This is a genomic window from Massilia timonae CCUG 45783 (assembly GCF_000315425.1).
Taxonomy (GTDB): domain Bacteria; phylum Pseudomonadota; class Gammaproteobacteria; order Burkholderiales; family Burkholderiaceae_D; genus Telluria; species Telluria timonae.
The window spans coordinates 426,014-439,111 of record NZ_JH992926.1 but is presented as its reverse complement, the minus strand read 5'-3'; the positions used below and the strand labels follow the sequence as shown (position 1 = coordinate 439,111).

The following is a 13,098-nucleotide window of genomic DNA, read 5'->3' as shown; positions in this document are numbered from 1 at the left end:
CGATGGCAATCGCGCAATCTGTCAGTAAATATAACACCTAATGTTAGGCGCAATCATTGGCTGAATGGGCTTGTCGTAAATATTTATTGATAACGTTGCGGTTTTGATGAAATCGTTATCATGACGCGACGTTTCCGGGCTGGCGCCGGGCCGGACATGGAACTGTGTGCGCCGCCAACTGCCTAAAAGCGACAGGCCGGCGTTTACCGGTGCCTGGCACTTCATCCATGGGCGAATGCCTGCCTCGATTGTCGATCTGGACGAGGGAGGAGATCATGCCTATCAAAAACATCGCCATCGCCTGCCAGGGCGGCGGCAGCCACGCGGCCTATGCCGCCGGCGCCTTGCCGGCGCTGCTGCCGCAGTTTCGCAATGCCGAGCTGGCGTCCGCGCGCGGGCGGGCGCTGGCGGACGGGGCTGCCGACATCTTGCAGCTGACCGGCATCAGCGGCACTTCGGGCGGCGCCATCAGCGCCTTGCTGGCCTGGTATGGCTACCTGCTGGGCGGCCCCGAGGCCGCCAGGGCCGGGCTCGAGCGCTTCTGGGATGCGAACTGCGCCAGCGCGCCCGGTGAACGCCTGCTGAACGACATCGGCCAGTGGGTCGGCGGCCTGACCCAGGTCGACCTGAAGCTGAGTCCCTACCTGTCGCCGCTGCGCGAGATCGAGCGCTTCGCCACCGCCACCTGGCCGATGCTGACCACGATGTATCCGCCGCTGGGCGGCTGGATCCGCGGTCATTACTTCCAGCTGCGCGAGTCGATCGCGCCGCACGTCGACTTCGACCTGGTCGGGGCCATCGGCGACTTTTGCAGCATTCCGCAAGAAATCAAACGCTGGCAGGCGATCGCCCTCGAGGAACGCATGGCCGATAGCGCGCGCGAGCGCGAACGGCTGCAGGCGCGCCAGGCCGCGATCGAGCACGACCTGCGGGCGCGGCTGGCGTCCAGCGGCTGGATCGCGGCCTGGTCGCGGGCGCACCGGCTGGCGCCGGGCACCTTGCTGCGCACCACCTTCGAGACCCTCGAGCTGCCCGAGCTGCGCTTCGAGGCGGACGCCCTGGGCCGCCTGGCGCAGGCGGTGCGCGACGCCGCCCGGGCGCTGCCGCAATTGCTGGTCGGCGCGGTGGACATCGACAGCGGCGCCTTCGTTGCCTTCAGCTCCGAGCGCGCGCCAATCGACGCCGGCATCACCCTCGACGCGGTGGTGGCCTCGGCCTCGCTGCCGTGGGTCTTCATGGCGCAATCGATCCAGGCGCTCGACCCCGAAACCCACGAGCCGCGCCGCATGGCGTGCTGGGACGGCCTGTTCTCGCAAAACCCGCCGATCAAGAATTTCATCTCGTCGGGCGTGGATCCGGCCAAGAAGCCGGACGGACTGTGGATCCTGCAGATCAACCAGGACCGCTACGACTTCAGCGGCAAGTTCGCCGGCCCGGGCAACGCCCAGTCGGGCGACGAACTGTGGCATCGTCGCGACACCCTGTCCGGCAACCTGTCGCTGAACCAGGAAGTGGCCTTCATCGAAGCCGTGAACGGGCGGCTGGACGATCCGGGCCAGCGCTCGCGTCCCCACGACAAGCCGATCGAGGTAGTGCGCATCGTGTTCGACGGCGAGGCGGTCGGCGCCGCAGTGCGCAAGGAGCTGGGACTGTTCTCGAAGTTCGACCGTGATCCGCAGCTGGCCCAGGCCTTGCTGGCGCACGGACGCGAGCAGGCCCGGCGCTACCTGGCGCTGCGCGCGCAATCCGGCGCGCTGTGGCAGGCGCTGGCCGAACAGGTGGGCATGATGGGAGCCAGGCCCAGCGAGCGCCTGGCCCAGGCCATGCCGTACCTGCCGGGCCATGCGCGCATGGCCGGCGGCCTGGTGGCGCCGGACGTGATCACGATCGAGGGCGCCGGCCAGGCCAGCCTGCGCTGGCATGCGAGCGAAGCCGAGGTGGAGGGCCAACTGGTGCGGATGAAGGGGCGCACGCTGCTGCGCATGGGAGAGGAGGGGTGGCGGCTGGGCGAGACGCGCCTGCTCGATGTCGCCGCAAGGACGGCGCCACCGGCCGGCGCACACGAGGGCGAACGGCCGCAGGCGGACCTGCCGTCCGCGGCGCGCCGGCGCGCCGCGCGCAAGGGCGATGGCGGCGAGGCGTCTTTACATTAGCAGGCGCGCTGAGGTTAGCACGACAATCGCGGGACAATTTTCACCTAATGTCACGCAGAAATTGTATACATTGCGTAAAATACTTATTTGTAGCGTTCATGAATTCATATATATTCCCGATATATCTCAAGGTCAACGGATATTGCAATGCAACATAACTCATATAGCAAGAATCGCATCCTGTTGAGCACCGGCGTGTTGGCCGCCGTGCTCGCCCTGTCCGCTTGTGGCAAGAAGTCGGACGTCGAGGCCTCCCCGGCCCCGACCGATCCCGCGTCGCCCGCAGCTGTCGCCACCCAGAATCCCGATCCGCACGCCGCTATCGTGGCCGAGCCGGCCACCGCGCCGTCGACGGTCCCGGGCACCGGTCCGGGCGAAGGCGGCACCGCGATCGGCGGCGTGGTCGCCGGCCAGGATGCGGAAAAGCCCCGCGACAGCGGTGCTTCGGAACCGACCGGTGGCGATGGCGCCACCCAGGCAACGACGCCGCCGGCCAGGTAACACGACCGGCGACGTAGCAAGGCGCGCACGCCACTGACCGTGGCAACGTCGCGATCGGCAAAGATGCCGGGGCCTAGACCCCGGCAGATCCTTTTGCGGCGTGCGCAATCCATTACTAGTAGGAGAACCTAGATGGGCATGAATCGTAGGCAGTTCCTCCGCGTGAGCGGGGCGGGACTGGCCGCGTCTACTATCGTCGCGCTCGGCTTTTCGCCGCTGCCGGCAATGGCCGAGACCCGGCACTATAAACTGGCAAAGGCCAAGGAGACGCGCAACACGTGTCCGTACTGCTCGGTGGGCTGCGGCCTGCTGATGTACAGCATCGGCGACGGCGCAAAGAACGTCACCTCGGACATCATCCATATCGAAGGCGACCCGGACCATCCGGTGAACCGCGGCACCCTGTGCCCGAAAGGCGCGGGTCTGCTCGACTTCGTGCATTCGCCGAACCGCCTGAAGTACCCGGAAGTGCGCGAGCCTGGCAGCAAGGAATGGAAGCGCGTGTCCTGGGACGAAGCGATGTCGCGCATCGCCAAGTTCATGAAGGACGACCGCGATGCGAACTTCGTGGTCAACAACGCCGAAGGCAAACTCGTCAACCGCTGGACCAGCACCGGTATGCTGTGTGCGTCCGCGGCGAGCAACGAAACGGGCTACATCACGCACAAAGCGATGCGTTCGATGGGCATGCTCGTCTTCGATAACCAGGCTCGCGTTTGACACGGACCTACGGTGGCCGGTCTGGCCCCGACGTTCGGACGTGGCGCGATGACCAACCATTGGGTTGACATCAAGAATGCCGATGTAGTACTGATTATGGGCGGCAATGCCGCCGAAGCTCACCCTTGCGGTTTCAAGTGGGTGATCGAAGCCAAGCATCACAATAAAGCCAAGCTGGTCGTGGTCGACCCGCGCTTCACGCGTTCGGCCGCCATGAGCGACTATTACGCGCCGATCCGCGCTGGCTCCGACATCGCCTTCCTGGGCGGCGTCATCAATTATCTGCTGAGCAATGACAAGATCCAGACCGAATACGTCCGGAGCTATACCAACGCCAGCTTCATCGTCGGCCCGGACTTCAAGTTCGAGGATGGCCTGTTCTCGGGCTACGACGAAACCAAGCGCCGCTACGACAACAAGTCGTGGGGCTACGCCATGGGCGAAGACGGTTACGCCAAGGTCGATCCGACCATGCAAGACCCGAATTGCGTCCTGCAGGTGATGAAGCGCCATTACTCGCGCTATACCCCCGAGCAAGTCAGCAAAATCACCGGCACCCCGGTCAAGCAGTTCCTGAAAGTGTGCGAATACATCGCGTCGACCGCCGTGCCGGGCCGCGCCATGACCATTCTGTACGCGCTGGGCTGGACCCAGCACAGCCAGGGCAGCCAGATCATCCGTACCGGCGCCATCATGCAGCTGCTGCTGGGTAACGTCGGCGTCGCCGGCGGTGGCCTGAACGCACTGCGCGGCCACTCCAACATCCAGGGTCTGACCGACCTGGGCCTGCTGTCGAACTCGCTGCCGGGCTACCTGTCCCTGGCGACCGACAACGAGCAGGACCTGGAGACCTACTACAAGCCGCGCGCGCTCAAGCCGCTGCGTCCGAACCAGATGAGCTACTGGCAGAACTATCCCAAGTTCTTCGTCAGCCTGCAAAAAGCCTGGTGGGGCGATGCCGCGACCGCGGAAAACAACTGGGCCTTCGACTACCTGCCGAAGATCGACAAGCTGTACGACGTGCTGCAGGCCTTCGAGCTGATGGGTCAAGGCAAGTTGAACGGTTACATCTGCCAGGGTTTCAACCCGGTTGGTTCCTTCCCTAACAAGAAGAAGATCATCGCCGGCCTGTCGAAGCTGAAGTTCCTGGTGACGATGGATCCGCTGAACACCGAGACCTCGGAATTCTGGCAAAACTTCGGCGAGTCGAACGACGTCGATCCGACCCAGATCCAGACCACCGTGTTCCGCCTGCCGACCACCTGCTTCGCCGAGGAAGACGGTTCGCTGTCGAACTCGTCGCGCTGGCTGCAGTGGCACTGGAAGGGCGCCGAGGCGCCGTACGAGGCCAAGCCGGACATCGAGATCATCGCCGACCTGTTCACCCGCATGAAGAATGCCTACATCAAGGATGGCGGCGCCTTCCCGGATGCGATGGTGAACCTGTCCTGGCCGTACAAGATCCCGCACAGCCCGTCGGCCGAGGAACTCGCCAAGGAGTTCAACGGCAAGGCGCTGGCCGACCTGTACGATCCGAAGGATCCGTCCAAGCTGCTGCTCAAGAAGGGCCAGCAGGTGCCGGGCTTCGGCGTGCTGCGCGACGATGGCTCGACCGCCAGCGGCTGCTGGATCTATGCCGGCGCCTGGACCGAGGCCGGCAACCAGATGGCCAACCGCGACAATGCCGACCCGTACGGCATCGGCAATACGCTGGGCTGGGCCTGGGCATGGCCGGCGAACCGCCGCGTGCTGTACAACGGCGCTTCGGCCGATCCGAAGACCGGCAAGCCGTGGAATCCGCACCGCAACCTGATCGCATGGAACGGCAGCAGCTGGACCGGTTCCGACATTCCGGACATCCGTCCCGATGCGAATCCGGGCGACGAAGACCGCGTGCAGCCGTTCATCATGACGGCCGAAGGCGTGTCGCGCCTGTTCGCGCCGACCGGCATGGCCGAAGGTCCGCTGCCTGAGCACTACGAGCCGTTCGAGTCGCCGTTCCCGGTCAACCCGATGCACCCGAAGAACCCGAAAGCCCGCGCCAATCCGGCGGCGCGTGTGTTCAAGGGCGATATGGAAGCATTCGGCACCGCGAAGGACTTCCCGTACGTCGCGACCAGCTACCGTCTGACCGAGCACTTCCACTACTGGACCAAGAACGTCCAGAGTAACGCGATCATCCAGCCACAGCAGTTCGTGGAGATCGGCGAAGAGCTGGCCAAGGCCAAGGGCATCGCCAATGGCGACATGGTCAAGGTCTCGTCGATGCGCGGCTACATCAAGGCCAAGTGCGTCGTGACCAAGCGTATTCCGCAGCTCGACTGCGATGGCATGAAGGTGGATACGGTGGGCTTGCCGAACCACTGGGGCTTCGTCGGTTTGACCAAGCCGGGCTTCCTGGTGAACACGCTGACCCCGTTCGTGGGCGACGCGAATACCCAGACGCCTGAGTTCAAGTCGTTCCTGGTCAATATCGAAAGGGCTTAATACCATGTCTTCGCTTCAATCTCTCGATATCGCGAAGCGGTCGGCGACGACCGCGACGACGCCGGTGGCGCGTACCCACAAGGCCGAGGTCGCCAAGCTGATCGACGTCTCGAGCTGCATCGGCTGCAAGGCATGCCAGGTGGCGTGCATGCAGTGGAACGACCTGCGCGACGAAGTCGGCGAAAACCACGGCACGTACGACAACCCGCGCGACCTGACGCCGCAGTCGTGGACGGTCATGAAGTATTCGGAAGTCGTCACCCAGACGCCTGACGAAGGTGACCGCCTCGAGTGGCTGATCCGCAAGGACGGCTGCATGCACTGCGACGAGCCGGGCTGCCTGAAGGCCTGCCCGGCGCCGGGCGCGATCGTCAAGTACACCAACGGCATCGTCGACTTCATCAGCGAGAACTGCATCGGCTGCGGCTACTGCGTCGCCGGCTGCCCGTTCGACGTGCCACGCATCAGCAAGGTGGACTCGAAGGCCTACAAGTGCTCGCTGTGCGCGGACCGCGTGGCAGTGAACATGGAGCCTGCCTGCGTGAAGATCTGTCCTACTGGCGCCATCCGTTTCGGCACCAAGGAAGACATGATCGAATACGCGGGCGACCGTGTGGTCGACCTGAAGGAGCGCGGTTACCAGAACGCGGGCCTGTACAACCCGGCCGGCGTCGGCGGCACGCACGTCATGTACGTGCTGCAGCACGCCGACAAGCCGAACCTGTACGCCGGCCTGCCGGAAAACCCGACCATCAGCCCGACCGTGGCGCTGTGGAAAGGCGTGGCCAAGCCGCTGGGCGTGGCCGCGATGATCGGCGCCGCCGTGGCCGGTTTCTTCCACTACATGAAAGTGGGTCCGATCGAGACCCATGTGGACGAACCGCCGGTGCAGCCGACGCCCGACGCAGACCAGCGCGAAGATACGCGCGTTTAAGGAGAAGAACATGTTTATCACTCGCTATCGCGACCGTACGCGGATGAACCACTGGGCCGTGGCCCTGCTGTTCATCTGCGCGGGACTGACCGGGCTGGCATTGTTCCATCCTTCGATGTACTTCTTCAGCGCCTTCTTCGGCGGTGGACAGTGGACCCGCATCCTGCACCCGTTCTTCGGGCTGTTCATGGTGCTGGGCTTCGTGTTCCTGTTCTTCGCCGTGGTGCGCGACAACTTCTGGACCAAGTCCGATACGGAATGGGTCAAGAAGGCGCCGCACATGGTGACCACAGGCGACGAGCACGGCATGCCGCCGGTGCACAAGTACAACGCCGGCCAGAAGGGCGTGTTCTGGGTGTTCGCGATCAGCCTCGTGCTGCTCCTGATCACCGGGTTCATGTTCTGGCAGCCGTGGTTCGCGGACTTCTTCTCGATTCCGCTGCGCCGCGCCGCGATGCTGGTCCATGCCGTGGCAGCGTTCGCGCTGGTGCTGAGCGTGATCATCCACGTGTACGCCGCCATCTGGGTCAAGGGCTCGTTCCGCGCCATGACCCGTGGCACCGTGCACGAGGACTGGGCGAAGTCGCACCATCCATTGTGGTATAAGGAAGTCACGCAAGACAATGCCTCGCGCAAGAAACGTTAAGGACTTCACTGCTCTATGAGTGTTACCAAAGCAACACCGCTGCTCAGCCCGGAAGAAATCGCGGTCCGGTCCGGGCAGCAGATGCCCTACCTGCACCTCCCGGTGCGGGCAGAGCTGTTCGCCACCCGTGAAACCCGCCTGCGCGAGCTGGCGGCCGGGCATGCGATGCGCGACTTCCTGCTGTTCGCCGCCGAACTGGCGCACGTCCAGCATGAAGTCCTGCAGGACTACCCGGAAGTCGCGCTGCCGAGCAGCGACGACTTGCTGGCCGCCGGCCGCGCCGCCCAGGCGCCGCTGCCGGCGCCGCTGTGGCCGCGTGACCCGGCCTGGCGTGCGGCTTTCCGCCGCATGCTGGAGCTGCTGGTCCCGCGCCTCGCGGGCAGCCCGGCCCAGGCGGCCGTGCAGGCCTTGCTGGCCCAGGACGACGCCCACCTCGAGGGCCAGGCCGAACTGCTGCTGCAAGGCGCGGCCGGCCTGGACATGAGCGCGGCGCCGCTGGTGGCGGCCGGCCTGCAGGTCTACTGGACCCATATGGTGCTGGCCATTCAGCAGGCCCACGGCGCGGCGCGCCAGGAACCGTTCGGGCGCACGCTCGACGTGACCCTGTGCCCGTGCTGCGGCAGCTTGCCGACCTCGTCGGTCACCAGGCTGGACGCCAGCGGCAGCAACTTCCGCTACCTCAATTGCGCGCTGTGCTCGACACAGTGGCATATGGTGCGGGTCAAGTGCAGCCACTGCCAGTCCACCAAGGGCATCCATTACCACTCGCTGCAGGCGGTGGCCACCGATGGCGCGCAGGAAGATACGGCGCAGGCATCGGTCCAGGCCGAAACTTGCGACGAGTGCGGCCACTACCTCAAGATCGTGCGCATGGAGCGAGATCTCCACGTCGATCCGGTGGCGGACGACGTGGCCACGCTGACACTGGATATTTTGGTGTCCGAAGCAGGCTTCCAGCCGCATGGCGTCAACTTGTTGCTGCTCACGGGCGGTGAAGAGGACGCTGGCGAGTCCGACGAACGAACGAGGAACTGACCATGTCGCTTGACGAGTCCGTGGTCCACGGCTCGAAGGCGACAGTCAAGGATCTGCCTTCGATCGATAAACTGCTGCGCCTGCCATCCGTGCAGGGGCTGGTTTCCAGCCACGGCCATACCCTGGTCGCGCTGGAAGCGCGCGCGCAAGTGGACAACCTGCGCGCGCAGGCCCTGGCCGGCGCGCTCCCCGCGAGCGCGCTGTTGCCGGAGGCGCTCGGCCACATGCTGGCCGGGCGTATCGCCGGACGCCTGGCGCCGAACATGCGCCGGGTGATCAACCTGACCGGCACGGTCATCCATACCAATCTCGGACGCGCCGTCCTGCCGCAAGCGGCAATCGACCACCTGGTGGCGATGATGGCCGGCCCGAACAACCTCGAATACGAACTCGCCAGGGGCAGCCGGGGCGATCGCGACAGCATCGTCGAAGGCCTGCTGTGCGAGATCACGGGCGCCGAAGCCGCGACCGTGGTCAACAACAACGCCGCCGCCGTGCTGCTGTCGCTGGCGGCGCTGGGCGGCGGACGCGAAGCGATCGTCTCGCGCGGCGAACTGGTGGAAATCGGCGGCGCCTTCCGCATGCCCGACGTAATGGCCAGCGCCGGCGCCCACATGGTCGAAGTCGGCACCACCAACCGCACCCACCTGGCCGACTACGAACGCGCCATCAACGAGCGCACCGCGCTCCTGTTGAAGGTTCACACCAGCAATTACGCGGTGCAGGGCTTCACCAGCGCGGTGTCGGAGGCGGAACTCGCCCCCCTGGCGCGCGCCCGCGGCGTGGCCCTGGTCAGCGACCTGGGCAGCGGTTCGCTGATCGACATGGGCAAATACGGCCTGCCGCAGGAACCGACGCCGCAGCAGATGCTGGCGGCCGGCTGCGACGTGGTCACCTTTTCGGGCGACAAGCTGCTGGGCGGGCCGCAGGCCGGCCTGATCGTCGGCTCGAAGGAATTCGTCACCCGCATCCGCACCTTCCCGATGAAGCGCGCGCTGCGCCTGTCGAAGCTGCCGCTGGCGGCGCTGGAAGCGACGCTGCGGCTGTACCTGCAGCCCGAGCTGCTGGTGCGCGACTTGCCGACCCTGCGCTGGCTGACGCGCACCCAGGAGCAGGTGGGCGCCACCGCGAACGCCATCCTGACGCCGCTGCGCGAGGCGCTGGCGCCGCGCTATACGGTGACGCTGGAGACGATGGTGAGCCAGATCGGTTCCGGCTCGCTGCCGATCGACCGCCTGCCGTCGAGCGGGCTGGCGATCGCGCCGAACCTCTCCAGCAAGCGTGGCATGGGCACGGCGCTCGACGCCTTGGCCGAAGCGCTGCGCGCGCTGCCGCTGCCGGTAATCGGCCGCATCGCCGACGACCGCCTGCTGCTCGACTGCCGCTGCGTCGACGACCCGGCCGAGCTGCTGCGGCAGCTGGGCGCATTGCGCGCGGCGCTCGTCGAAGCATAAGAACCTAAAGGATTTCGCATGATCGTCGGCACCGCCGGACACATTGACCATGGCAAGACCGCGCTGGTGCGCGCGCTGACCGGCATCGACGCCGACCGCCTGCCGGAAGAGAAAAAGCGTGGCATCACCATCGAACTGGGCTATGCCTGGATGCCTCTCGAGGATGGCGCCCGGATCGGCTTCGTCGACGTGCCGGGCCACGAAAAGCTGGTGCGCACGATGGTCGCCGGCGCCAGCGGCATCGATTTCGGCCTTTTGCTGATCGCGGCCGACGACGGTCCGATGCCGCAGACGATCGAGCACGCGACCATCCTGTCGCTGCTCGGCGTGCGGCGCGGCGCCGCCGTGATCACCAAGATCGACCGCGTCGACGCCGAGCGCCTGGCCGAGACCGAGGCAGCGGTCGCCGGCCTCCTGGCCAGCGCGGGTCTCGAGGATTACCCAGTACTGAAAGTGTCGAGCATCCGCGGCGACGGCATCGACGCCTTGCGCGCACTGCTGGTGCGGGAGCTGCAGGCGGCGCCCATCGACGGCGCGCCCGGCGCGGGCTTTCGCATGGGCCTGGACCGCGCGTTCACGCTCGATGGCGTGGGCACCGTGGTCGCGGGCAGCGTCTCGAGCGGCAAGGTCGGCATCGGCGACGGCCTGTCGCTGGCCGCCGCGCCGGACAGGGAATATCGCGTGCGCAGCCTGCAGGTGCACAGCCGGGCGGCGCAGGAAGCCCACGCCGGCCAGCGCTGCGCGGTCGGCCTGGCCGGCCTGGAACGCAGCGACGAGTTGCGCGGCCAGGTGCTGTGCGACCCGGCGATCGCGCTGACGACGCAGCGCATCGACGTCTGGCTGCAGGTGGCGGCCACCGAAGAGCGCGCGCTGCGCTCGGGCACCCTGGTGCACCTGCACGCCGCGACCCAGGATTGCCTGGCCACCGTGGCGGTGCTGGGCCAGCCGTCGATCGCGCCCGGCGCGGCGGCGCCGGCGCAACTGGTGCTGCACAAGCCGGCCAACGTCTGGCACGGCGACCGTTTCATCTTGCGCGACGCCTCGGCGATCCGCACCGTCGCCGGCGGGTCGGTGCTCGATCCCCTCGGGCCGGTGCGCTATCGCCAGACGCCGGAACGCCTGGCCTATCTGGAGACCCAGCGCGCCGACGAACCCCTGACGCGCCTGCTGGGCGCGCTGGCCCAGGCGCCGTATGGCGTCAACGGCGCGACCTGGCTGAGGAGCAGCGGCCTGGCGCGCTGGCCGTTCGACCTGGAGAAGGTGCCGGACATCGTGGTCGGCGCCGGCGGCGAGTGGCTGATTTCACGTGCGCGCCTGCAGGAGAACGAGGCCGGCCTGCTGCGGGCGCTGGGCGACTTCCATGCGAAGTATCCCGACGAGATCGGCCCCGACCTGCTGCGCGCGCGCCGCCTGGCCGCGCCGCGCATGCCCGAGGCATTGTGGCTGCAGCTGACCGAACACATGATCGCGACCGGCGGCATCAATCGCCGCAACGGCTTCCTGCATCTGCCGGAGCACGGCGTGGCCTTGCGCGCGGCCGAGCAGGTGGTGGCCGAACACGCGCTGCCGAAACTGCTGGACGGGCGCTTCGATCCGCCCTGGGTGCGCGACATCGCCCAGACAGCGCGCCTGCCCGAAGCGCAGGTGCGCCAGGTGCTGGGCCGCATGGCGCGCGGGGGCGACGTGTACCAGGTCGTTAAGGACCTGTTCTACCACCCGGCCGTCATGCAGGAGGCCGCCGACCTGGTGCGCCGCCTGGCGCGGGAGGATGCCCAGGGCCAGGTCACGGCGGGACGTTTCCGCGACGAGACGGGACTCGGCCGCAAGCGCGCGATCCAGATCCTCGAGTTCTTCGACCGGATCGGCTTCTTGCGCCGGGTCGGCGACGTGCACCTGTTACGTCCGGGGACCTTGCTGTTTCCGCCGAAGGACTAGCTAGGCAGGCCACCGTAGTTGCCGGCCGCGACGGCAAAACCTTCGTGGCCGACGATGCGCCTTGCGGACAGCTACTCTCCAAAATCACTCTCTGAAAATGCCGGGCTGGGAAGATTGCTTGTTGATCTGGCTCCGACTGCTTCCTGACTCTTGCCAACCTTGCACCTGTTCAGTCGGGCAAGAATCCCCGTTCTACATACAACGGGGGCAATATGAATGACGCGTACTTGCAGATTGATGGGATCAAGGGTGAATCTACGGATGAGCGGCACAAGGATTGGATTGAAGTTAGCAAGGTCCAGTACTTAATTTTCCAGCCAAGAGCGGAAGTAGTATCGACTGGTGGAGGCCACACTAGCGGCAGGGCAGACCTTTTCCCGATCACTTTCAAGAAGCTCGCAGACATTTCTTCCCCAGTGCTGCTGCAAACTTGTGCAGCGGGGAAGACGATTCCAAAGGCAACTTTTGAATTCCTTCGAGCGGATGGCAATGGAAATCCGGTCCCTTACTTCCGAATCGACTTAGAAAATTTGCTGATTGCCAGCATCACTCCAGATAGCGGGGATGGCGGAATCATCACTGAACGGGTCCAGCTGGCATTCTCCATAATTCAGTGGAAGTATGTAAGGCAAAGCATCAGGGGCGGCACGCAGGGCAACTCTACTGGCGGCTGGAATTGCAGCACCAATCGAGTCTGCTAATCGGTGGCGCTTATGTCCAGCCCTTATCTTGGCGAAATAATGAACCAGTGCCCCATAAAACCGTTCGATTTCAAGATGACCCGCGCTGTCATCGTGTCCGGTTGGGGGATCAATTTCTGCGGTTATACGCTGCTCTATACTGGCGGCGGCTGGTATTTCCACGTGGACGGCTGGAATAGCCGCCCTTGGTTCATGCGCGAGGAAGGCTATATGAGGTACTTACGCGAGAACAACAAGCGAGAAATTCGGCGCTGGATCGTCAACATCCCCGACCCTATTGGCGCGCATGTCAAGCTAGTTCAACTACTAGCGGAGAAATGGCAGTGGGGAATATTGCCGCACAACTGTGTGAACTTTGTAGAGGAGGTCGTGCAAGCTGGCGGCAGTAGTGCCGGGATGTATTTCAACTGTCCATCAATCCACCTCGTTATACACAAGTCCGCCAGCCTCACCACGCCGGCTGAAAATCCCGTTTACTTTCAATGACTTGCCAGCGCCCTTGTAAACCTTTGCAAAATCGCGTTTACTCTCG

10 protein-coding genes are annotated in these 13,098 nt (G+C 65.2%); all 10 read left to right on the top strand.

From position 1 onward, the window contains the following. Positions 1–275 precede the first annotated feature (275 nt). Positions 276–2,153, top strand: a complete 1,878-nt coding sequence (locus HMPREF9710_RS24750) for a patatin-like phospholipase family protein (protein WP_005671028.1) — start codon at positions 276–278, stop codon at positions 2,151–2,153. A 147-nt stretch (positions 2,154–2,300) separates the two neighbouring features. Continuing rightward, positions 2,301–2,654, top strand: a complete 354-nt coding sequence (locus HMPREF9710_RS24745; RefSeq protein WP_005671024.1) for a hypothetical protein — start codon at positions 2,301–2,303, stop codon at positions 2,652–2,654. Between the two features lie 132 nt (positions 2,655–2,786). Beyond that, a complete protein-coding gene (gene fdnG, locus HMPREF9710_RS24735) occupies positions 2,787–5,861 on the top strand; it encodes a formate dehydrogenase-N subunit alpha (protein WP_157225741.1) in 3,075 nt (1,024 codons plus the stop codon). A gap of 4 nt (positions 5,862–5,865) precedes the next feature. After that, positions 5,866–6,795 (top strand): formate dehydrogenase subunit beta, encoded by a 930-nt coding sequence (gene fdxH, locus HMPREF9710_RS24730; protein ID WP_005671019.1) that lies wholly within the window; start codon positions 5,866–5,868, stop codon positions 6,793–6,795. 10 nt (positions 6,796–6,805) lie between these two features. Beyond that, positions 6,806–7,441, top strand: a complete 636-nt coding sequence (locus HMPREF9710_RS24725) for a formate dehydrogenase subunit gamma (RefSeq protein ID WP_005671016.1) — start codon at positions 6,806–6,808, stop codon at positions 7,439–7,441. Between the two features lie 15 nt (positions 7,442–7,456). Next, complete coding sequence (gene fdhE / locus HMPREF9710_RS24720) at positions 7,457–8,476, top strand: formate dehydrogenase accessory protein FdhE (RefSeq protein ID WP_005671014.1); 1,020 nt, start codon at positions 7,457–7,459, stop codon at positions 8,474–8,476. A gap of 2 nt (positions 8,477–8,478) precedes the next feature. Next, positions 8,479–9,930: an L-seryl-tRNA(Sec) selenium transferase gene (gene selA, locus HMPREF9710_RS24715; RefSeq protein WP_005671012.1), complete on the top strand. Its 1,452-nt coding sequence runs from the start codon at positions 8,479–8,481 to the stop codon at positions 9,928–9,930. An 18-nt stretch (positions 9,931–9,948) separates the two neighbouring features. Next, a complete protein-coding gene (selB, locus tag HMPREF9710_RS24710) occupies positions 9,949–11,865 on the top strand; it encodes a selenocysteine-specific translation elongation factor (protein ID WP_005671010.1) in 1,917 nt (638 codons plus the stop codon). Positions 11,866–12,077: 212 nt separating this feature from the next. After that, complete coding sequence (locus HMPREF9710_RS24705; RefSeq protein WP_040778183.1) at positions 12,078–12,566, top strand: Hcp family type VI secretion system effector; 489 nt, start codon at positions 12,078–12,080, stop codon at positions 12,564–12,566. A gap of 39 nt (positions 12,567–12,605) precedes the next feature. Continuing rightward, positions 12,606–13,052, top strand: a complete 447-nt coding sequence (locus HMPREF9710_RS24700; protein WP_005671009.1) for a hypothetical protein — start codon at positions 12,606–12,608, stop codon at positions 13,050–13,052. Positions 13,053–13,098: the final 46 nt, after the last annotated feature.

What these genes read in the sequence shown, in the direction of transcription:
- HMPREF9710_RS24750 (WP_005671028.1), top strand. Translation starts at nt 276, where the DNA reads ATGCCTATCAAAAACATCGCCATCGCCTGCCAGGGCGGCGGCAGCCAC.
- selA (WP_005671012.1), top strand. Translation starts at nt 8,479, where the DNA reads ATGTCGCTTGACGAGTCCGTGGTCCACGGCTCGAAGGCGACAGTCAAG.
- selB (WP_005671010.1), top strand. Translation starts at nt 9,949, where the DNA reads ATGATCGTCGGCACCGCCGGACACATTGACCATGGCAAGACCGCGCTG.
- HMPREF9710_RS24705 (WP_040778183.1), top strand. Translation starts at nt 12,078, where the DNA reads ATGAATGACGCGTACTTGCAGATTGATGGGATCAAGGGTGAATCTACG.
- HMPREF9710_RS24700 (WP_005671009.1), top strand. Translation starts at nt 12,606, where the DNA reads ATGAACCAGTGCCCCATAAAACCGTTCGATTTCAAGATGACCCGCGCT.
- HMPREF9710_RS24725 (WP_005671016.1), top strand. Translation starts at nt 6,806, where the DNA reads ATGTTTATCACTCGCTATCGCGACCGTACGCGGATGAACCACTGGGCC.
- fdxH (WP_005671019.1), top strand. Translation starts at nt 5,866, where the DNA reads ATGTCTTCGCTTCAATCTCTCGATATCGCGAAGCGGTCGGCGACGACC.
- HMPREF9710_RS24745 (WP_005671024.1), top strand. Translation starts at nt 2,301, where the DNA reads ATGCAACATAACTCATATAGCAAGAATCGCATCCTGTTGAGCACCGGC.
- fdhE (WP_005671014.1), top strand. Translation starts at nt 7,457, where the DNA reads ATGAGTGTTACCAAAGCAACACCGCTGCTCAGCCCGGAAGAAATCGCG.